17 protein-coding genes are annotated in these 20,398 nt (G+C 50.2%); 2 read left to right on the top strand and 15 right to left on the bottom strand.

Going from position 1 to position 20,398, the window contains the following annotated elements:
- Window positions 1-63: 63 nt before the first annotated feature.
- From AC3GOJ_RS02190 to AC3GOJ_RS02210, 5 genes are read right to left on the bottom strand one after another with little or no spacing between them, the layout of a single operon-like run.
- Entirely contained in the window at window positions 64-960 is an 897-nt protein-coding gene (locus tag AC3GOJ_RS02190) for a M23 family metallopeptidase (protein WP_488235822.1), read from the bottom strand.
- A gap of 2 nt (window positions 961-962) precedes the next feature.
- Complete coding sequence (gene gspF, locus AC3GOJ_RS02195; protein ID WP_488235823.1) at window positions 963-2,183, bottom strand: type II secretion system inner membrane protein GspF; 1,221 nt, start codon at window positions 2,181-2,183, stop codon at window positions 963-965.
- Window positions 2,184-2,197: 14 nt separating this feature from the next.
- Complete coding sequence (locus AC3GOJ_RS02200) at window positions 2,198-3,601, bottom strand: GspE/PulE family protein (protein WP_488235824.1); 1,404 nt, start codon at window positions 3,599-3,601, stop codon at window positions 2,198-2,200.
- Between the two features lie 6 nt (window positions 3,602-3,607).
- Window positions 3,608-5,815, bottom strand: coding sequence for a type II secretion system secretin GspD (gene gspD / locus AC3GOJ_RS02205; RefSeq protein WP_488235825.1), 2,208 nt, complete (start codon window positions 5,813-5,815; stop codon window positions 3,608-3,610).
- Between the two features lie 9 nt (window positions 5,816-5,824).
- Window positions 5,825-6,352 carry a type II secretion system protein N gene (locus tag AC3GOJ_RS02210; RefSeq protein ID WP_488235826.1) on the bottom strand — a complete coding sequence of 176 codons (528 nt, stop codon included), beginning with the start codon at window positions 6,350-6,352 and terminating at the stop codon, window positions 5,825-5,827.
- A 144-nt stretch (window positions 6,353-6,496) separates the two neighbouring features.
- Between AC3GOJ_RS02210 and AC3GOJ_RS02215 the strand changes: the two genes are divergently transcribed.
- Window positions 6,497-7,024: a hypothetical protein gene (locus AC3GOJ_RS02215; protein ID WP_488235827.1), complete on the top strand. Its 528-nt coding sequence runs from the start codon at window positions 6,497-6,499 to the stop codon at window positions 7,022-7,024.
- A 173-nt stretch (window positions 7,025-7,197) separates the two neighbouring features.
- Here the strand turns inward: AC3GOJ_RS02215 and AC3GOJ_RS02220 are convergent, their stop codons facing one another.
- From AC3GOJ_RS02220 to AC3GOJ_RS02260, 9 genes are all read right to left on the bottom strand, one after another.
- Entirely contained in the window at window positions 7,198-9,591 is a 2,394-nt protein-coding gene (locus AC3GOJ_RS02220; protein WP_488235828.1) for a hypothetical protein, read from the bottom strand.
- An 18-nt stretch (window positions 9,592-9,609) separates the two neighbouring features.
- Window positions 9,610-11,079: a hypothetical protein gene (locus AC3GOJ_RS02225; protein ID WP_488235829.1), complete on the bottom strand. Its 1,470-nt coding sequence runs from the start codon at window positions 11,077-11,079 to the stop codon at window positions 9,610-9,612.
- 224 nt (window positions 11,080-11,303) lie between these two features.
- On the bottom strand, window positions 11,304-11,756 hold the full coding sequence (locus AC3GOJ_RS02230; RefSeq protein WP_488235830.1) for a hypothetical protein: 453 nt from the start codon (window positions 11,754-11,756) through the stop codon (window positions 11,304-11,306).
- Between the two features lie 10 nt (window positions 11,757-11,766).
- Complete coding sequence (gene aroA, locus AC3GOJ_RS02235) at window positions 11,767-13,161, bottom strand: 3-phosphoshikimate 1-carboxyvinyltransferase (RefSeq protein WP_488235831.1); 1,395 nt, start codon at window positions 13,159-13,161, stop codon at window positions 11,767-11,769.
- Entirely contained in the window at window positions 13,161-13,736 is a 576-nt protein-coding gene (locus tag AC3GOJ_RS02240; protein WP_488235832.1) for a hypothetical protein, read from the bottom strand. The genes aroA and AC3GOJ_RS02240 overlap by 1 nt, the downstream gene beginning before the upstream one ends.
- 11 nt (window positions 13,737-13,747) lie before the next feature.
- Window positions 13,748-14,359, bottom strand: a complete 612-nt coding sequence (locus AC3GOJ_RS02245) for a hypothetical protein (protein WP_488235833.1) — start codon at window positions 14,357-14,359, stop codon at window positions 13,748-13,750.
- A gap of 23 nt (window positions 14,360-14,382) precedes the next feature.
- Window positions 14,383-15,315, bottom strand: coding sequence for a hypothetical protein (locus tag AC3GOJ_RS02250; protein ID WP_488235834.1), 933 nt, complete (start codon window positions 15,313-15,315; stop codon window positions 14,383-14,385).
- A 130-nt stretch (window positions 15,316-15,445) separates the two neighbouring features.
- The gene (locus AC3GOJ_RS02255; protein WP_488235835.1) at window positions 15,446-16,483 is read right to left on the bottom strand and encodes a formylglycine-generating enzyme family protein; all 1,038 of its coding nucleotides are present in this window, start codon (window positions 16,481-16,483) and stop codon (window positions 15,446-15,448) included.
- Window positions 16,484-16,493: 10 nt separating this feature from the next.
- Window positions 16,494-17,507, bottom strand: coding sequence for a formylglycine-generating enzyme family protein (locus tag AC3GOJ_RS02260; RefSeq protein WP_488235836.1), 1,014 nt, complete (start codon window positions 17,505-17,507; stop codon window positions 16,494-16,496).
- Window positions 17,508-17,694: 187 nt separating this feature from the next.
- Between AC3GOJ_RS02260 and AC3GOJ_RS02265 the strand changes: the two genes are divergently transcribed.
- Window positions 17,695-19,716 carry a sensor histidine kinase gene (locus tag AC3GOJ_RS02265; RefSeq protein ID WP_488235837.1) on the top strand — a complete coding sequence of 674 codons (2,022 nt, stop codon included), beginning with the start codon at window positions 17,695-17,697 and terminating at the stop codon, window positions 19,714-19,716.
- Here AC3GOJ_RS02265 and AC3GOJ_RS02270 read toward each other — a convergent pair.
- Window positions 19,699-20,394, bottom strand: a complete 696-nt coding sequence (locus AC3GOJ_RS02270; RefSeq protein WP_488235838.1) for a response regulator transcription factor — start codon at window positions 20,392-20,394, stop codon at window positions 19,699-19,701. The genes AC3GOJ_RS02265 and AC3GOJ_RS02270 overlap by 18 nt on opposite strands.
- Window positions 20,395-20,398: the final 4 nt, after the last annotated feature.

Raw genomic sequence — 20,398 nt, forward strand, 5'->3', positions numbered from 1 at the left:
GACGCACTCTCAATGTTCCGTTACAAATTGTTACAAGCACCCGGTAACACGGAGACCACTCGATTAGCGAAGCTCGTAATGCAGGTGGGGGCCTGTTGAGCGCCCGGTGGAACCAACACTGGCAATCGCCTCACCTTTTACGACGCGCTGCCCCAGCTTCACATAGATGTCCTGCGCATGCGCGTAGCGCGAGACCATATTCACCCCCGGGTGGGCAATCTCGATCAGATGACCAAACTCATCATCCCAGGCCGCATGAATCACATAACCATCGCCGGTCGCAAGAATCGGCGTTCCCGGATAAGCACCATAATCCGTGCCGGCATGCCAGCTGCTTCTTCCGGTAAACGGATCCATTCGGTAGCCCGGTGCACTGGTGACCAGCGCCTGGTAAGGTAATGGATAACCGGTCGGCGAGGCCATCTGAAACTGTTGTAGCGTTGTCATCTGCTCGGATACGCGCTCCGAGTGCGAACGAATATCCAGAGACGCCAACTCCAGCTGGTGCAAACGGGTTGCAAAGGAGCGATCCGGCGGTGATAGAACCATCGTGGTTATCATCGGGCCGCCCTGACCGCCTTGCGCCTGCGGCATTATTACGGGTGCCTCCGGCATCGTAGTCGGCGCAGAGAGTGGCACAACACCTGCCGGCTGCCCCCCCGGCAATCCCGGTTGATCCTGCAGCATTTGCTGGCGCGTCGCATCCAGGCCTTTCAGCCGCGCATGCAACTCAGCCAGCTGAGCCTCCAGCTCTACCAGCTTGCGCTCGTACTGAGCCTCAGACAATGCACGTTGCTGTGTTGCCTCATCCAGGCCGAGCATTTCCAGAGTCCAGTTCGCCACCAGATTCAGAATCACCAGCAATGTGACCAGCACACTTAACCATTTGAACACGCGCCAAGGCGTGACCTCAATCTGGCGAACCGGCGTTTGCGTATCCCGGACGACAAGAATCTGCATGGTCAGCGAATCCCCGCGTTCATTTCAAGGATGGGCTGCATCACCGCCATCACAATAATCAGCACCATCACCCCCATGAACAGAATCATGGCAGGCTCCAGGATGCTGGTAAAAATCCGGGTGGTCTGTTCCGCATCCACTTCGGCATTTTCTGCGCCAAAGCGCAACATATCCGCTAACTGACCCGTGGCTTCCCCCGAGCGGATCATATGCACAAACAACGGCGAAAACACGCCCTGAACCCCCAGGGCTCTGGCCAGCGTACTTCCCTCGCGCACCCGCAGCTCGGCAGCATCAATTGCTGAACGCATGTACGTATTTTTCAAGGTATCGCGCGCACTCTTCAACGCCGAAAGAATGGGCACATTAGCCGCCACCAGCATCGACATGGTGTTCGCGAAACGCGCTGTTTCGTAGGCAAGAATCAGCGGACCGATCACCGGCATTGCCAGACAACGCCGATCAAATCCCAGGCGGGTCTCCCGATTCTGTAACAAACGACGCACAAGCCAGACGAGCCCCAGTAAAACCAGCGCCAGTAACCAACCCCACTGCGAGAGAAATTCAGAAATGCCCATCACCATTTCGGTCATCAGGGGCAACTTCTGACGCGTGCTTTCAAACACCCGTGTCACCTGGGGAATCACATAGACCATCAGCACCGTCATGACCATAAAGGACACACCAATCAGCATGACTGGGTACACCATGGCGGCGATCACTTTCTGCTTCATAGCCTGGCGCTTTTCCAGAAAAGTCGCAAACTGGGTTAGCACCGGTGCCATCAACCCGGAGTGCTCTGCCGCCGCCACCACCGATTGATAAAGCGTATCAAAGGTCGCCGGTTGGCTGGCCAGCGCCCGCGATAGCGGCACACCGGACTGCAGCTCCTGCACAATTTCCGCCAGAATCGCACGGGTAGCCGGTTTAGGAGACTCTTCCGCCAGGAGGCCCAGCGCTTCATCCAGCGGTAAACCGGAGCGCACCAGCAGCGCAAACTGCTTGGTCACCACCGCCAGATCGGCGTTGGCAATCCCCTGGCGACCAAACCATAAGGATGAAACCCCGGTCTTTTTCCTGCCTGCCGTATCCGGCTCCACACTAACAGGCACCAGGCCCCTGGACAGTAACTGTTGCCGGGCCGATTTGAGCGCATCACTTTCCACCACACCCTTTTCGGTCTGGCCGTCATACGTAATGGCTTCGAATCGGAATCGCGGCATAGTGGCTTATCTGCCTAATCCAGATGAACGCTGCCGGTCACGCGCAGCATTTCTTCACGGGTTGTCGCACCGCTGTCGACCCAACGCTGACAATCTTCGGTCAAGGTCCGCATGCCGTCGACACAAGCCTGCTTTCGTAACTCGGACTCTGCAGCATGCCCGTGAATCAACTCGCGCAGTGGTTCGGTTACCTGCATCAGCTCATAAATACCAGCGCGTCCACTGTAGCCACCCTGTCCACACACATCACAGCCCTCACCCTGGCAGGCCTTGCAGGACAAACGAATCAGTCGTTGTCCCAGAACACCCAGGAGTGAGGATGCCAGAAGGAAGGGCTCAATACCCATATCAATCAGACGGGTCACGGCCGAAGGGGCATCATTGGTGTGCAGGGTAGCCAGAACCAGGTGCCCCGTCAGCGATGCCTGCACCGCAATCTGCGCCGTCTCCAGATCGCGGATTTCCCCAATCATGACGATATCCGGATCCTGACGCAGAATCGCGCGTAAAGCACGGGCAAAACTCATCTCAATGCGGGAGTTCACCTGCGTCTGGCCGATGCCCTCCAGATCGTATTCGATGGGGTCTTCCACCGTCATGATGTTGCTTGTATTGGAGCGTAGACTCAGCAACGAGGCGTAGAGCGTGGTCGTCTTACCGCTCCCGGTTGGTCCAGTCACCAGCACAATGCCATGCGGCTTATGCAGCAAGCGGTCAAAGCTGACAAATGTGTCGTCCGCCATGCCCAGTGCACGCAAATCGAGCTTGTCGTAATCCTTTTCGAGCAGACGCAGCACCACCCGCTCACCGTGCGCGGTGGGCAGTGTAGATACGCGAATATCAATGGCTCGCCCCCCCACACGGATTGAAATACGGCCATCCTGAGGCAAACGCTTCTCGGCAATATCCAGCGACGCCATGATCTTAATCCGGGACACCAGCGCCGCATGCAGATCGCGGCGCATCTCCACAACATCCCGCAAATTACCATCGACCCTAAAGCGCACCATCGACTGCCGTTCAAAGGCCTCCAGATGAATATCCGATGCACCATCCCGGGTGGCCTGACGCAACAGGCTATTAATCATGCGAATCACCGGCGCATCATCGGTGGTTTCCAGGAGATCTACCGACTCCGGCAACTCCTGCAGCAGTTTGCTCAGATCCAGCGTTTCACCGACTTCGTCCACCACCTGTGCTGCATTCTGATCCGCCTTGGCGTAGCTCTCGTTGATCTTCTGGCGCACCAGATCCGCCTCAACCCGTTGACGCAGCACCGGCCCGTTGACCCGACACACCTCATGGATCACTGAATAGGGCGTATTTGCCGTATGCCAAAGCACTGGCAGCGCAGCATTGGGCTGCTGCTCCAGCAGCACCTCATGCGTCTTGGCAAATGCGAAAGGTATAAGCTGCATAAACTATTACGGCGTTAAGGTCGGCGCATGCGGTACCGCACCCGGATGCGTTAGTGGTTTCGAGAAAGACTCCATGGTAGGCAGGTTTTCCTTCGGCAACAGCATCGGAAGCTGCTTGAATTCATCCTGCTTATCCTGAATAAAGTCAAAGCGATTGGCTGTCAGCTCCTCGCCCGCCTTGGCGTCCTTAATGATGTAGGGACGCAGAAAAACCATCAGGTTCCGTTTGTTCCGATTTTTACTGTCATACCGAAACAGCTGACCAATCAATGGAATGTCTTTCAGAAACGGCACCCCATCAGACATATCGTTGTACTGGTCATCAATCAAACCGCCGATGACGAACAATTGACCGTCGTCGACAATGATGTTTGACTCAATATTTCGCTTGAGAATCGTATAGCCCTGCTGCAACACAATCAGAGGATTCTGGGTTTCAAGCTGCGACACCTCCTGATAGACCGACAGCTTCACCGTACCATTCTGCGCAACCTGTGGGCGAACCCGAAGAAGCACACCGATATCCTGCCGGTTATAGGTCTGGAACGGGGTTGTCTGTGATGTCGCATTCGTCGTGTAGGAACCCGACAGAATCGGCACGTTCTGACCCACCATGATCCGTGCTTCTTCATTATCCAAGGTCACCAGATTCGGCGTCGAGAGCACGCGGAAGCCCTTCTCGGTATCCAGTGCCTGAATGAGCGCAGACATACTGTAGTTGCCACCAAACTTCGACAGCATCCCCACATTGAGGCCGTTGGCAGGCGTCACAGCAGACGTCGTGCCCACACAAGCTGCCGGATTCAGCAAACAGGCCGAGAACTTACTCAGATCAAAAATGTTCTGGTTACCCGCACCGTAATTGGTCCCACCAAAGGGCACATTCTGGCCACCCGCATTAATAATGCCTTGCCACTGAATACCCAGTTGCGCACTGCTGTTTGAAGCAACCTCTGCAATCATCGCCTCGACGTAAATCTGTGTGCGGCGCTTGTCCAGCTGATCAATCACCTGGCGTAGGTGCCGGTAATATGGCTCGGAGGCCGTAATAATCAGCGAGTTGGTGGGCGGATCTGCCTGAATCAGACCACCCGTTGTCGGTGCACTGGTGCTCGTCAGACTACTCGTTGCCGCAGCCGACATTGAGTTCGAACCGGATTGCCCCGGGGCACCCGCTGCTTGAGGCATGTTCGGTTGATTCGGGGGCTGCGGCGTATTGCCCGTGGAGCCGCTCACGGCCCCGGTATTACTCACACCCGACTGCTGCGAAAACGTGTTATCGGCAGCAACGATGGCCCGCAGGGTCACTGCCAGCTTGGAAGCCTCGGCATTCTTCAGCGGCACTACCCAGATATTGCCGCTGTTGGCGGTCGGCGTATCAATCCGGGTAATCAGACTGCGGATCTGGCGTATCTTTTCCGGGTTCGAAGACTTGATCAGAATCGAATTACTACGTGGCTCGGCAATCACCACCGTTTTACCGCCCGCCGCATCAGCCGGGTTGGAGCTCGTTTCTACCACCTTGTTCAGAATACTGGCGACATCAATGGCCACGCCATAGCGTAGATGCACCGTCTGCACATCACCCACCGTCGGCTCGTCCATCGAATCAATGAGCTTGGCAACGCGCTTCACATTACTCGCGTAATCCGTCACGATGATCGTGTTGTTACCCGGGTTAGCGGTAATCGAGCTGTTGGGCGTTAGCAAAGGCTTCAGCACGTTGACCAGATTGGTTGCCGAATCCTGCTTGATCTTGAAGACCCGCGTGACCACCTGATCACCGTCAGGGTTGTTTTGCGTCAGCACCGTATTACCCTGAATCTTGGCATCCGCCTCCGGCACCACCCGGTAAATACCGTTCACCTGTACCAGGGCAAAACCGGCCGATCGCAAAGCCGAAGAAAACAGATCCAGCGCCCCCTGCTTCGTCACTGGCCGTGGCGTCATCAGCGACACCTTACCCTTGACGCGCGGATCCACAATGATCGATTGCCCCGTAGCCTTGGCCACGGCCGCACTTACCGGCTCGATATCCGTATTCTGGAAAGCCAATGTAATACTGGCGGTGTTGGCCTGACCTGATGCATCCGATGTCCCACCGCCGGGCAGCGGGATCGGCTGGGCATCAGCCGGCTGGGCATGAACCCACGATGTTGCCGACCACAGCCCGGCCAGGGTCAACAAGAGAAGCGTGCGAGATTTCAGATTCATACCGATACCTTAGGGGGTTTTCCCTGAAGCGTTATCAAACGATTGCTGCAGACTGATTTCCTTACCCTGATAGCTGACCACCACGCCATCCGGTGAGATTTTTTCAAGGCGAATACCCGGTGGCACCATATCGCCAGGCGACATCGCCTCGGCCGGTTTACCATCCACCTCAATCAATGCAATACCCTGGGCCGCACCACCCTCGGTGCCTGTAATCACCAGGCCTCGTAAAGCCAACCGCGAAGCATCAAAACTTTTCTCGCCAAACAACGCGCGAACCGATTGCTCATTGCCCGCGCCGTAGAAAACCACTCCCTTGGCTGAGAGCGGCGCGGGGAACGGTACCTGAATGATTTTCATCACCCAGTAAGCGCCAATGGCGCTGGCAAGCAGCACTAAAAGCACCATAACCCAACGGGATAGTGTTTCAGGTTTAACGTTCAGCCCGGCGCGGCGAGCCGGCCAGGACGCTGCTGAAAAGTCACGTGCCCGAATTCGGGCAACAAGCCGTTTGAGCGATGCTTTTGCATGGCTCACATAATCGCCGGATACCTGGCGGGAAAAAAGGGTTGGCTTCAAGCCAAACTTGCGTAAATTCAAAAAGATAAGCGCCAAATCAAACACAGGTAAATTCTACAGGATACAGCCTAATTACTGCGCTTTTATGAGAGACTTTTACCCATGAAAAGCTCGCATGCCCTGCCATCCAGAAACCGCCTGATTAGTGCATTACTCGTCACTGCCCTCTGCCAGAATCCTGCAACGAGTCTTGCTGAGGAATCAACCACCGACTGGCTGACCTGGCATGACTTCGAAAGCCGTAACCAGCTCTGGATCAACCCCGGCATGATCTCTTATCACTTTGACCCCGGCTACAACAACGACAACTGGGGCTATGGTGCCGAATATCGGTTTGCCAACGTTGCCTCGGTCACTGCCGGACGTTTTTACAACAGTGACCGCGCCTACTCCAACTATGCCGGCGTCTACTGGCAACCGATTGGCATTGGCCCGTTTAACATCGGTCTCGTGGCCGGCGGCTTTAACGGCTATCCACAAACGAATAACGGCGGCTGGTTTGCCGCCGCCCTCCCCGCCATTACCTATGAAAGCAAATGGGTTGGCGGCAACCTGTTTGTTATCCCCACCATGGGCGACCGGGTCCATGGAGCCCTGTCGCTGCAGCTTAAATTAAAGATTTGGGAATAACTAGTCGAAATTGGACCAGGAAGATTTCCGTCAGCTAGAGACTACTCTCTTTTAAAGTAATTTCATGCGCCACAAGAGAGTCAATCAAAAACAAGGAGGCAAAATAAACTCATTATGCCTCCTTGTTTTAAACTAGCAACCTCAAATTGGTCATCGATACAACGTCCAAATACTTATTTCAATGGCCCCAACTGATACACGTACATATTATCAACGTACGCATGATTGCTCATATATGAAACATCTACCACAAGGTCACTATCACTAAATTTAAGCCACTCCTGCCCATCCCCCACACTGCAATCTGGTGTTTTACAATGCAGCGAGATAATTTTTCCAGTTGCTGTGTTTAATATCAGCAGTACTACATGGTGATAACCCTCGCCATCTTTGAACAACAACCATGTCGGCACCACACTCAGAGTTGAGTCCAATGTGGCTTTATAGTAACCTAAACTTGGATTATCTGTCTTATACAAATAGTTAGGTTTCGTTGCCCCAGTAGAACTGTATGTAGGCACGTAAGCGTCGCTATTTACACCTGACTGACTATACGCCAACAACTTGGGCGCATAGAATACCAACCCTTTTTCGGTTGTAGTGAATCTCTCGAAAGTATAATCGGGCGCTCCATCCCTAAGATCTGCCACGACTACCGGAGTTTTGTCTGCCAAAACTCCCATCACATTTACGAGGTTTTCATAATTGTATTTTGTTTTTCCGGTCGCATAATAGTACTTGGCATTCACTGGAGACATCGTGTTGTTATTTGCGGCATTACCGTCTATCAAATAACAATTAGTTACAACATATCGTTCCGATTCTATGCCCGATGGTGAATACCAGCCAACAATTGCTGGATCCAAAGTTGATTGCCCATTGACTTTGCTTCCACATACTTTACCAATTCTTGTCAACATCGGCTCGGGCAACCCTGCATACGCCTTGAAATAGCCATCTTTGTGACCAACACCCCTTTTTAGATCACTCAAAAACTCATCCTGTTGAGCCCTAAATATTCTCTTTATCTTTTCAAAGGCACCGTTATAGGAGGTAATTTCTAAGGACTTGTCTTTCGACGTCAAATCAGATGATATAAATGGGAATTTAACATCGTTGTAAACCACCGAGCCTTCTGATTTGGAATAAGTATCCAATACGCTATAAATGTCCTTTGCCATCGGCAACACCATCGCCTCCGACCCCATAAGCAAGGCTGTATTTGTAAATAGCACGTTATTGCATGCTTGTCGCCTTGCAACAAAATTCATACCAGGCGTGAACGAATTGGTGCTTATATTCCCACACTGGCTGTTCAGCGCTTGATAGTACGTGTCGAGATTTGCGTCCGATGTCAATTTTGTCATCTCATCCATGACCGTATTCATAGATGTCAATACTTCAAGAACACTCGCTTTGACAACTGGATCTGATGTTGCTGCTTTATAACCTCCTTTTGAAGAAAACCATTGTTCAAGATTATTGGCTGAGGTACCATTAATCTTGTTGTTAGCGAGAAAGTCATTATATTTTTTAATGGCTTTAGCCACCATATCTCTATTCGATCTGAATTTCTGCGTTTGATCATTAATCCACTTGGCTTCAACCAATGACTTAACTTGAGCAAGCGTCGCGCCAACACCATCAACACTCTGTTGAAGCGTATCGAGTTTAGAGCTAATCAACGCTAAAACTTCGTCTTCAGTAGAGCAAGAAGCAGTTGCAATATTGAACAATTCTGATACCAATCCGCCCGCAATTGGTATGGCTTGAGCCGAACCACCCCCTAGCTTTAGAAAGGTTGACAATCCGTCTGAACAACCACTTTGTACCGTTTGTGCATACGCAGGCTTAACCAATTCATAACGACCATGAATCAAATCGCTTAGTGCATTAGCAACCATTTTTAAGGGATGAAGATTCGCTTGCTTCACATTTCCGCTTTGTGGAAGTTCATCAGGACTCGCAATATCCCATTTAGCCAAGCGCTTTGCCAAATCTTCAAGAAACTGTGTTTCAGTTAACGTAGGATTCGCAGATCTTTGTTTTGCGTAATATTCTCCAACCTCTTCATTGTATTCAGGGAAACCATCTGGACTCTGGTAGTTTTGAAAAAACTGTTTCAAACGTACAAAGACCTCACTACTGGGGACATTCACCTTGCTTAGGGAGCCTCTTTGCAGTTGCTGCGTTAAATAAAAGCCGGTTGAATTATTAGAAGGATCGATCAGACTTTCAGTTAACTGCACACCAGTTGCTTTAAATGCTCGGATTAGATGGCCTTCGCTATCCTGAATCACAAGCAAGAGGGGTTGTTCGTCAAGACTTTTTGTTAGATATATTTCGCAGTTAGCCGTTGCCGGCTGGCAATTAATATCTTGCTGAGCGACCACAGCACCATTTTGGTCTAACAAAATTGCGCGTGAATAAGTTGATTCACTTTTATTTATAATATTAACTGTTGCCTTTGTACCTGCTGGAGGCGTATTCGACGAACTACCACCACCACATCCCACCAAGAAAGCCGTTGAAGCTAATACAGCGCTATATGTCATTAATTTTTTCATGATATCTGCCCTTCCTTATTAATTCTTTACCGAAGCACCCGAGGAGCCATTTACGAGCACGGAGAAGGTTTGTTGATTTACCGTCCAGTTTGAAGCTGTGAGTGTGAGGTCGATTTGTGCTTCAGGTACCGGGTCGGCTAGTGAGCCTCGGTTTACGACATTTGAAACCTTGGCATCACCCTTGACTGTGTAACCCTTGTCAACTTGAGCGGATTTCACAACCACCCCGAAATTCGGTACCCATTGACCACCCACATTCGGATTGGTTGCAGCGTAATCTGCATTAACAACCATATCGACCTTATAGGCCACACCCCGCCATGAGTCCCCTAAAAAAGTGATAGTTTTTGTCTGGCTTGATTTTGCATATTCATAGCTGCCAGGCTCCGTCACACTCGCCGCAACAATTTTATTTTTTAGACTTTCACCCGTCTTTGCCAAATTAGCTGCGTCAAGGCTTGCATCGCCCGGATCAATGAACTTCCAGATTTTGACGCCCAGATCCCAAATTTTATCTGCGGCATCAACGACGGCTTTTGCACCATCCGTGTAGGGGGTAACCGATGACGCCTGTGCCAACTGCAGATTAGATTTTGCGGCCATTAGCAAACGTGGGCTCAATGTATCGGCCATTGCGCTGGTAATGGCCTGGATTTTGTTCTGGATCATGGCAATCACAGGGCCTGGTTGCTGCTGTGCCATGTAGTTTCTGAGAAACGGCTCTAGCGCCAGATCGGACAATTCGTAGTCATTAGCAAAGCTTGTCACGCCTTTTTTATCATTGCTAAGTCGACGTGCGAAGTCTTCCCAGGTGTAATTTAAACTTACGAGTGTTTGCTTGAATGTGCCAGGCGTTACATTCATATTCATGAAGAACCGCGCAACCTTGCCCTCTATCTGCGGATCATTCGGCCAGTACTTGAGCACGACCTGGAACATCTCGATGTACTCATCCATGGTCAGCTTCGATGAGGCCTGCTTGATGCAGAGATCATCAATCGTCATGTTGAAGTCATTAAGTCGTTTTGCGATGAAGGCCTTATCCTTTGTAGGATAGTGCTTCTGCATGCCCTTCCAGAACTCGTGATAGCAAATCTTATATTCAGCCAAAGTTGTGGGAATAGGTATCGATGGCGCGGAGATTGCATAGGCAGCACTTCTCACAGCGCTAGCCGCGGCGGCGGCTGGTGCAAGATTGGCTTGGCTATGTGATTCAGCGATCAGCACATGCGGACGATTAGCTTCATCGGTTGCATTGGCCAGCGGCGCATCTGTCAGCGTACCTTGATCATCAGCAACGCTATAAACCCGGTACGTGGTCTTTTTAACCTCGGTACCATCAACGATGATCCTGCTGTTTTGAGTTTCTCCAGCTTGAACGGGCTGCGAATTAGCTTGCGTGTTGTTATCGCTGCCGCTACCGCAGCCAACGAGGGCCAGCGTGGCAAATGCCAAAGGGGTGGCCAGGGCTTTTTTGCATCGTTGCATGACGGTCTCCTAATGAGTAATGGAGACAATCCTACGCATTCATTAAACAAAAAGCCCTGACAAATCCTGACATTTAGGGCCTGATTCCTGAGCAATACTGACATTTCACAGCCACCTTGTAGACCTCCTTGACTAGAAGATAATGTGGGATGAGTATCAATAAGCTTTTTTTGATTAAAGTGTTCGCATCAAGGTCGTATCTTTTGTTTCATCGTTAGTCTTAATCACTTCCAGCGGTCTTCAAGAATCTGTGCCGATATTGAGAGCGCTGCGCCTGCCAATGGATACAATAGCAACTGTGCTTCTGGGAAAAATTTATAGAGCCAATACGAAAAAAACAGTGAAACGAACAGGCAGGTATAGATCACGACACAGATTAACAACTTTATTGCATGACTAAGCTTTGCGTAGTTAATCGATAGCCACAATTTTGAGGTTAGGGTTAGTATACCTAGTTGAGCAAAAGCAAGAAGCGCCCCATGAATTGGGCTGAGTTCAGAAACATCAATGACAGTTTCATGAAACCATATAGTTGTCAGGCAAGAAATCAAAAAGATCCATGCAATCAGCTTGCTGTAATTGTTTTTTGGGATCTTCCCCGGCGACGTAAGGATAAGGGCAAAGCATCCCATCATCCAGAGAATGAATAACCCATCATTGATAGATATCATGGTCATGACGTAAACCTCAAACTAGCCACTCTTGTAGCTTTGTTTTGACACCAATTTTATCGAGTGTCGCCCAGAACTCGGGAAATGACTTCGTAACAGTATCAGCGCCGCCAATCTTAACGCCATTGATAGCGGCCCCAGCAATCGCGAAGCTCATTGCCATGCGATGGTCTTCGTAGGTTTTGATCAATGCGCCATGCGGCTTGCACCCTTCAATCTCGATCCAATCCACGCCTGTTTGCACGCGAACCCCCATTCGAGAGAGTTCTGTTTCTAGTGCCTTGAGGCGATCTGTTTCTTTAAACCTCAGTGTTTGTAGCCCGCTGATTCGTGACGTTCCCTTGGCGAAAGCAGCGATCACGGCAAGTGTTTGAGCAGAATCGGGTGTGCTCAGCATGTCGACACGACAACAGGTTAGCTCCTTGGGCCCAGTCACTTCAATCCAATGTTCGTCGACATTGACCGAAACAAGGCATCCCATCTGTTCCAGATATTGATGAAATCTCACATCACCTTGGGGTGAATTCACTGAAAGATTCCCTATACGTACTTTGCTGCCTGTGATTGCAGCAATGCCCATAAAGTAGGTGGCGGCGGTGGCATCACATTCCACCAGATAATTTTCACAAAAAATTCGATCCGTCTTCGGTACAAGGTAACGTTGGTAATTGGAATTTGTCATCCGGATACCAAACTGAGCGAGACTATATTGCGTCATGTCAATATATGAGCGTGAAACCTGATTGCCGACGACTTCAATCTCTAAACCGTTACCAAAGCATGAACCGACCAGCAATAGCGCGGTGAAGAATTGGCTACTATGCTCCCCACTCATTTTGATACTGCCGCCCTGAATGAATGGTGAAGGACCATTGTTAAACTGTACTGGAAGATGACCTTCTGACTCAACGCACCTAATGTTAGCTCCAAGGTTTCTTGCGGCGTTGATCAGGTCAGCCATTGGGCGCTCTCTCATTCGTGGTCCGCAATCCAAGATAAACTGGCCCGGAACAAGCATGGACAAACCCGTGAGAAACCTACTAGAAGTCCCGGATATTCCGGAATAAACATGGCTTCTGCAGGGCTCAAATTTACCGGAGGTTCCCTTAACTGCGCAGCGCCTGCCTTCAAGCGTAATTTCAACGCCAAGGTTGATGAGCGCTTCTATGAGCTCAATACTGTCATCTGCAAGTGAAACGTTATCAAGGAACACGAGGCCGTCGCTGATCGCGGCTAAAATCAAGGCTCTGTTGGTATCCTCTTTCCCGCCAGGAAGCAAAACCTGTTGATTAATCGGTTTCTCAAGAGGCAATACTTCTCTGATGCTGCAGATCTCGGTTGGGGTGAGATAGTTAAACTCATTACACGCAGTGTTAGAAAGAGCAGCCCCAGAAAATGCTGCATCAGTCATTAGCGATATCTAAATGCAACGATGCCACCTACTTGAAGGTCCTGGCCTATAACCTTGTCTGTAGACGTGTAGCGTATGGTCGAAACCTTACCTCTCACGACGATATCACCTTGATCAACGGGCGGTGAATTCTTGTAGACCCATTGATTTGGGTTATACACGTAGAGGTACGCTGCTGACATTGAGCTAATATCGTTAAGACCAACCCGTTCATTGTGGACAACATACATTGAGTTTGACAGCTTATATCGCACTTGCATGGTGAAGGGTGCGACACTCCATTGGGTTGCTAAAACGTTCAACCCCAATACAAATTGCTTCTGCTCTCCAGGTTGCAATACAACGCCATCAAGTATTGCTGGCGTATTTACGCCCCGCCAATCAGCACATTGCCATTCGTTTCGCGGTATCCGAATCTCAATCGGTAGATCCAATTCGTTTTTCAGTGTCCCATACCAGTTCAATGGTTTTTCCGGAACGACACAGGTATTGCCTGTCTCTGCTGATGCACTCATGGGAACAAAGCCGAGCAAAACAAACAGTGCCCACCTAATAATAATTACAACCTTCCTCATCACAATGTTTCTCACTGATATTTGAAGGTAATGGTGCCACTGGGGTATTGTGGTAGTTTTCCGCCGGGGACATTTATATACCCAGTTACATAAGATATGGTTGCAGTCTTACCGTTGCTTAGGGGTATGCTGCCATTATCGACCGGTGCCTCGTTGACATAGACCCATCGATTTGGGTTGTACGTATAAATAAAAGCGTCTGTTCCATTCAACCATATTCCCTGAAAAGTATTGAGACCTACTCGTTCATTGCGCAAATTAAAACCGCCGCCCGCTTGTGTTAGGAATCTAACCTGCATGGTAAAAAGGCTGACGGAACTGTTTGCAGCGCCCTTTGGCATAAGCCACATTGAAAATTTGTGCGACTGACCTGGTTCCAGCCGCAACCAGTTGAGTTGACCAGGGGTGTTTGTCCCGAGCCAATCTGCGCATTGCCATTGGTCGCGGGGTATTACAAGAATAACAGTTACGTCCAACGCATTATTGAGGGTACCGTACCAATATTGTGGATCATTTCCCGGTCTCGTGCAGTCATTCCCTGTCTCGGCTGCTGAAACTTGCATCGATAAAGTCGCGAGCACAACCAGCAGTGGCGGCACCAAATAAGAATAGAATTTTTTCATGATTTCAGGCCCCGATAGCTTGATTAATGTACAAACTCTTGACGCACAAAACACTCAAGATCCGTTAAGTTCACAGGACATGCACTTTCGTGGAAGGAGAGATTGTTCAAATATGTTTCTCTATCAGGCATAACAAATACCAGGCCAGTATTAGCGCCACTACCCGTGACTCTCAGAAAACCTATCGCGGTCATGACGTTGGTTCTTGCTGCTGCCAGGGGGTACTTCAGAGGATTGCTACTCTTGAAATCCAGCACAAACCCCAGGCTGGTATAAAGTCCATCAAGAAAAGCTTTGTATGCCGTCTGCCTTATAAACTGCGGGTCGGTCAGCGTTTCCGACGCAGCACCCCGCACCGCTGTATCCGCCTTCATGTAGGTTTCGGCCAAAGCTGACGTGATAACGGTTGCCAGTTGATGCAATTTCACATTACCTGACTTGATATAATCCACGCCCATAATTGGGTCGGCATTATCCAGTGCGGTTTGTACGTTCTTGGCGGAGGCGGCAATGCTGGCGTCAGTTATTGGCGCATTGATATTCGCCAGCAAGTCTAGAGTAACTAAGGTGGTTAGTGGGCTAATAACCGTGGCCTGAATAGCCGGCGCTGCCAAGGTAAAGCCATGGCGATCTGCTTCGTCCAGGGTTTTGCCTCCATCGTCCGCATCCTTAGCATTGGCAAAAGCCTCTGCCAAAATGATCCGGTTGGTAGCACTGCCGTTAAAAGTGAGTATGAAGTTACCGTTAGCATCAGTCGTAGTTGCTGCTTCTCCAGCATCGCAACGATAGTTGGTATTGAGATCCAGACAGACTGTGGCGTTGGCGATGTACCCATCCATGACCTTGCCAGACACAGTCGTTGTTTGTGTGCTGTTGCTGCCGCCACCGCCACAGGCGACCAGGGTGGTGATGGCCAGCGCCATGGAGGCTGCCAGGGCTGTTTTACATCGTTGCATGACGGTCTCCTAATGATTAATGGAGACAATCCTACGCATTCATTTAACAAAAAGCCCTGACAAATCCTGACATTTTGAGCCCGATTCCTGAGCAATACTGACATTCCGCCAGGGGGCTACCCCTGTTTAATTACCTAAGTGTTGTCGCTATACGGAACCCCGTATCGTCATCGTAATAAAAGGGATCTGTTCCCATAGGCCCGTAGTCGCGGCGAATCGTCTTATTCAGCGGGGTCAGCCCAGGCCCCCAGGATCCTCCGCGAACGATCCGGTTGGGCCCAGCGGTAGGGTTGTTGGGGTAAGCGGCCTCAGTCCATTCCCACAATAGGCCGCCCTGATCACAGGTGCCGTAATAACTAGCTGAGTTATACGCAGGGTCTGAAGAGCAATAAGCCCCCACCGGGGTCAACACACCAGCCGGATCCTTTTTGTAAACATTCTGGAAATTTGCAGCGGGTGCCAGCGGATTGCTGGACACTTTAGCTATGCGCGGTGGTTTTTCACTTTTGGCCGGATAGCTCCAATAGCTATTGCCGGATTTTGTTGGGTCGTAGTATGCCGCTTTGTACCATTCGTCTTCGCTGGGTATCCAGTAAATTGCCTCTGGATTACGCGGAACATAGCCGGCTTCTTGGTAATTAACCAGCGTATAAGCACCTGTTTCGGTGCTCCCGACACCCTGACCGTTATGCATCCAATTGGCAAATCGGGCTGCATCAAACCATGTCACCCAGGGGATGGGACGCTTACCGGCATTCGCACCCCAGACCGTTGATGGACGAATTGTGTACACGTATGGGCTAGTGGATGTTCCTGCACCGGTTCTCTGAATAAGCTGACCCGGGTCCTGCGGTTTGCTGGGTGAGGCGCAGTCACTCTTAAGCACATCCATCTCGCATTTATACAGGCCTTTTATGACGCTATTTGGCGGCACGCTGGCTACTGCATTCAAAAACTCGGTGTACTGTTCAAGAGTGACTTTGTATTTGCCCATCAGGAATGAATTACGTACAGCCCCATAGCCTGTGGACGGATCTGCTGCATTGCCTGGATGACCAACGGTTACGGTATCAATCACCACAAACGCTTGCGCGGTGAAGGAGGTCGCGAGTAACCCTGCCGTCAGGGCAAATACCGAAACCATAGAAGTCAAATAACGTTTCATCATAATTCAACCCTTACTTACGCGTCGTGGCCAAACGGAAACCGCTGTCGTCATCGTCATAAACCGGTTCGTAATCCCGTGGTCCGAATTTGGATACGTTGATCATGCCAAGGCTCCAGGATCCACCACGCATACCTCGCGTTAACGGCTTATCCTCATAGTCGGTGTAGATGGCATCGTTCCATTCCCACATCAGCCCGGCCTGATCAAAAGTGCCGTAGTAACTAATACTGTTAGCGTAGGCACCGACCGGTGTGACGCGGTGCCCCTCCAATGCATCAGGGCTATCATAATTGGCCGAATTAGTCCCTCCGGGGAAGGGCTCTGCCACTGGCAGTGAATCACTACGAGTCGGGTATTTCCAGTATTTGTTGGTGCCAGACTTAGTCGGGTCGTAATACGCGGCCTTGTACCACTCGTTTTCTGACGGAATCCACCATTTCGCATCGGCGTTCTTAGTAAAAACCCCACTGGTTGCGCCATTGAGTGTGTACGCGCCCGTTTCAGTACTGGAAGTTTTGGTAGCACCGTTATGGAGCCAATTGGCAAAACGTGCCGCCGAAAACCAAGAAATATTCAATATGGCCCGCCGGCTGGAGTTCTGTCCTAAGCCTGTATCAGGGATTTCAGCATACACATACGGATCAGCATTCGTACCGGAGCCCTTGCGAGATATCAACCCCGGAGAGACATAATTCGCCGTGTCTTCCATGTCGGGTGTCCACAGATCCTTAATTGCCGAATTGGCGGGGATAGTCGCAACGGCATTGAGAAAGATGACATACTGGCCGACCGTGGTTTCATACTTGCCAATCGCATAGTCATAGGTTACAGCGCCGAAGCCGGTATCACTATCTGCCGGGTTACCAACATCAGCCACGTTCACCGTTTCAATACAGACCAAACCGGTACAGGTTGTCGCTGTTGATGATGTTGAGCTCCCTCCAGAACAAGCCGTGAGAAGAAAGGCAGTCGTTACTAGCGCCAATGGTAGCTGACGCCCCGTAAAGATATCACTCGATCGCATAACTACTCCATGGTTCAGCCTAACGATAGATTTCCTTGATCATACTTAACTCTTCGACAAAAACCCTGACAAATCCTGACATTCAGGAATCACTTTCTGATCAATACTGACAATACACGACAAGACTGAACAAAAACTGTGGTTAGCGGTTAAAGTCTCTCGACATTAATAACTTACGCCTATTTTTATGGCTGCTCTACGTTTCCTGCTGCTGACCCTACTGCTCGGGCTCGCCTGGCCGGCTCAGGCAATGGTCGTTGAATCGATACCAGAGCGCTATAACCTATTGCGCAATGTCGAGGTCTTTGTCGATGAATCGAGAAAGGTGCCATCGGAAGAAATCATTGCGTATCCGGAACGATTTGACTTTAAACCAACTCCCTCGTTAGCTTCCCAGCTCAATTTTGGTTTTTCGGATGCGGTTTTCTGGGTCAAAATCCCGTTATCCAGAGCGCCTCAGGCACCCAGCGACTGGATTCTTGAACTACCTTATCTGGGACTCTACGAGGTTTGTTTCTATGCACCGGGTAAGCCTGTCGTGACTAGCGGTGCAGTTGCGCCGATTGAAAGCCGTCCGTTTAAGTATCGCTACTTCGCCTTCCCTCTGGCACTGAGCACCACAACTGAGTATTTTTATCTACGGGTCGAATCCAACTATGCAGTAACAATACCGTTGGTGCTCTACACACTGTCGGCTTTCAACAATGAGCAGGTCACCGATACGCTGATCCAGGCACTGTATTACGGTGGATTGCTAAGCCTGCTGTTCTACAACCTGATCTTGTTTCTGACAGTTCGTGATCGTCAGTATCTGATCTATTGCCTCTTTACCGGATTTACCGGATTAGGTGTTTTTGCCGGCAATGGCTATGCCCGCCTCTATCTATGGCCACATGCGATTGAATGGGATCTGATTTCTCAAAACACACTTTTTGGTTTTGCTGGCATCTTTGCCATGGCCTTTACCGCGCTCTATCTCAGAACCCGTGAGACGCAGCCCAAGCTCAATCTGTTTTTAAAAACGATGAGCGGACTTTACGGGCTTTTAGCCCTGCTCTTTATCTCCACGCTGTTTAGTAATTATCTGTCGCGACAATGGCTTTTCGAGATCTTTTTTGTCGTCAATTTTCTGGCCTCGGTCACCTGCCTTTACAGCAGCGTAATTGCAGTCAAGCATGGCCATCTGAGCGCTTACTACTTTTCACTGGCCTGGGGGTCGTTAGCAGTCGGATCAATTATTGCCTCGCTACGCGTCTTTGAACTCATCCCAAGCAACGGTTTCACCTTGTACGCTCTTCAGATTGGCTCCGGACTGGAGATGTTGCTATTTTCCTTTGCCTTGGCTTACCGTATCCAGCATGAACGGCTGATGCGAGAAAACATTCAGGCAGAATCCCTTGTTGCCAAACAGGCAGCACTTGATGCGATGAAGATTTCTGAAGATCGCCTGGAAGAAGCCGTAGAGAAACGCACGGAAAAACTGCAACAGCTGCTGATTAGCGAACGGGTCATTCATGATCAATACGTACGTTTTGGTGCAATGATTGCTCATGAGTTCCGCAATCCGCTCAATATCATTGAAGGCCAGACTTCGATGCTCGAACTAGAATCGGAATCTGGCATCAACAATACCGGCAAGCGCACCGGAGCGATTCGTAGTGCAACATTCCGTCTAGCAAATCTATTTGATCAATGGATGCAGAGTGATCGTCTCAATCAGCAGGCGGGTCATCTTGATCTGGTTCAGATTAATCTGACCGAGATGCTTGCCGAACTCATGCGAAATAGTCAGAGCTTTCATCCGGAGTATGTTTTTGAATATGAACCGACAACAGGTCCTGTCTCGATACAGGCCGACAGCCACTTACTCCAGATTGCGGTTTTGAATCTGATTGATAACGCCTGTAAATATTCTCAACCCAAAACCACGATTCGATTACACCTCATCGGTGGCATAGACCGTATTGGTATACGCGTGATCGATCAGGGCACTGGTATTGCCTCTTCGGATTTGGAACTGATCTTTGAGGTTTACTTCCGTGCTTCCCGGGAAAACCAGATCAAAGGGACAGGGTTAGGCCTGGCTTTCGTTAAACGGATTGTCGAGCTGCACAACGGAGACATTGAAGTCCAGAGCAAACTTGGCACTGGCTCAACGTTTACTCTTTGGCTACCGCTACCAAAGTCAGATTCAGGCACCAGGATCTAGTGCGACTATTTTGCCATTAAAGGTATAACCGGCACCATAAACTGTCGCGAGCGGAAACTCGGCCATGCCTGCCTCTTTGGTTTTATGACGCAGCCGACTGACCATGGTCTCTAGGCGGCGCACATCGTAAACGTCAGGCCGATGGCCCAGTATTTTAATGATGTCATCACGGGAAATTGTCACACCTTCCGCATCAGTAAAGCAATGCAGAAAAACCATTTCCAAGTTGGTGAGCTTGATAGCAATGCCGCAGGGTGAATATAACTCCCATTGCCTGCCATTTATCTTCCAGCAGGTTTCTAGCGAAGGGATGGTTTTACCACGACGAGCGTATCGATTAACAATCGCCAGTAACTCAGGCGTTTTGACCGGTTTGACGAGGTAATAATCCGCATCCGACTCCAAACCTTTGACACGGTCCTCGAGTGTACCTAGACCCGATAGTATGATCACCGGGATATCTGCGATCTTGCGGTGTGCTTTTAAGATATCGAGACCATCACCATCTGGCAATGTGCGATCGAGTACGATCAGATCGACGCTGCCCGAATTGGAGAGCGCCTGGTACTGAGCAATCGAGCCAATCCCTTCGGCTTCAAAGCCTTTTAGGACGAGGTACTCAACTAGCACATCGCGGAAATCATCCTCGTCTTCGACAACTAGAATTTTGAACGTCATTCTC

It is taken from the genome of Fluviibacter sp. (assembly GCF_057744235.1).

Bases quoted from the DNA above. Each gene is read 5' to 3' on its own strand.
- AC3GOJ_RS02190 (WP_488235822.1), bottom strand. From the start codon at position 960: ATGCAGATTCTTGTCGTCCGGGATACGCAAACGCCGGTTCGCCAGATT.
- gspF (WP_488235823.1), bottom strand. From the start codon at position 2,183: ATGCCGCGATTCCGATTCGAAGCCATTACGTATGACGGCCAGACCGAA.
- AC3GOJ_RS02200 (WP_488235824.1), bottom strand. From the start codon at position 3,601: ATGCAGCTTATACCTTTCGCATTTGCCAAGACGCATGAGGTGCTGCTG.
- gspD (WP_488235825.1), bottom strand. From the start codon at position 5,815: ATGAATCTGAAATCTCGCACGCTTCTCTTGTTGACCCTGGCCGGGCTG.
- AC3GOJ_RS02215 (WP_488235827.1), top strand. From the start codon at position 6,497: ATGAAAAGCTCGCATGCCCTGCCATCCAGAAACCGCCTGATTAGTGCA.
- AC3GOJ_RS02220 (WP_488235828.1), bottom strand. From the start codon at position 9,591: ATGAAAAAATTAATGACATATAGCGCTGTATTAGCTTCAACGGCTTTC.
- AC3GOJ_RS02225 (WP_488235829.1), bottom strand. From the start codon at position 11,079: ATGCAACGATGCAAAAAAGCCCTGGCCACCCCTTTGGCATTTGCCACG.
- AC3GOJ_RS02230 (WP_488235830.1), bottom strand. From the start codon at position 11,756: ATGACCATGATATCTATCAATGATGGGTTATTCATTCTCTGGATGATG.
- aroA (WP_488235831.1), bottom strand. From the start codon at position 13,161: ATGACTGATGCAGCATTTTCTGGGGCTGCTCTTTCTAACACTGCGTGT.
- AC3GOJ_RS02240 (WP_488235832.1), bottom strand. From the start codon at position 13,736: ATGAGGAAGGTTGTAATTATTATTAGGTGGGCACTGTTTGTTTTGCTC.
- AC3GOJ_RS02245 (WP_488235833.1), bottom strand. From the start codon at position 14,359: ATGAAAAAATTCTATTCTTATTTGGTGCCGCCACTGCTGGTTGTGCTC.
- AC3GOJ_RS02250 (WP_488235834.1), bottom strand. From the start codon at position 15,315: ATGCAACGATGTAAAACAGCCCTGGCAGCCTCCATGGCGCTGGCCATC.
- AC3GOJ_RS02255 (WP_488235835.1), bottom strand. From the start codon at position 16,483: ATGATGAAACGTTATTTGACTTCTATGGTTTCGGTATTTGCCCTGACG.
- AC3GOJ_RS02260 (WP_488235836.1), bottom strand. From the start codon at position 17,507: ATGCGATCGAGTGATATCTTTACGGGGCGTCAGCTACCATTGGCGCTA.
- AC3GOJ_RS02265 (WP_488235837.1), top strand. From the start codon at position 17,695: ATGGCTGCTCTACGTTTCCTGCTGCTGACCCTACTGCTCGGGCTCGCC.
- AC3GOJ_RS02270 (WP_488235838.1), bottom strand. From the start codon at position 20,394: ATGACGTTCAAAATTCTAGTTGTCGAAGACGAGGATGATTTCCGCGAT.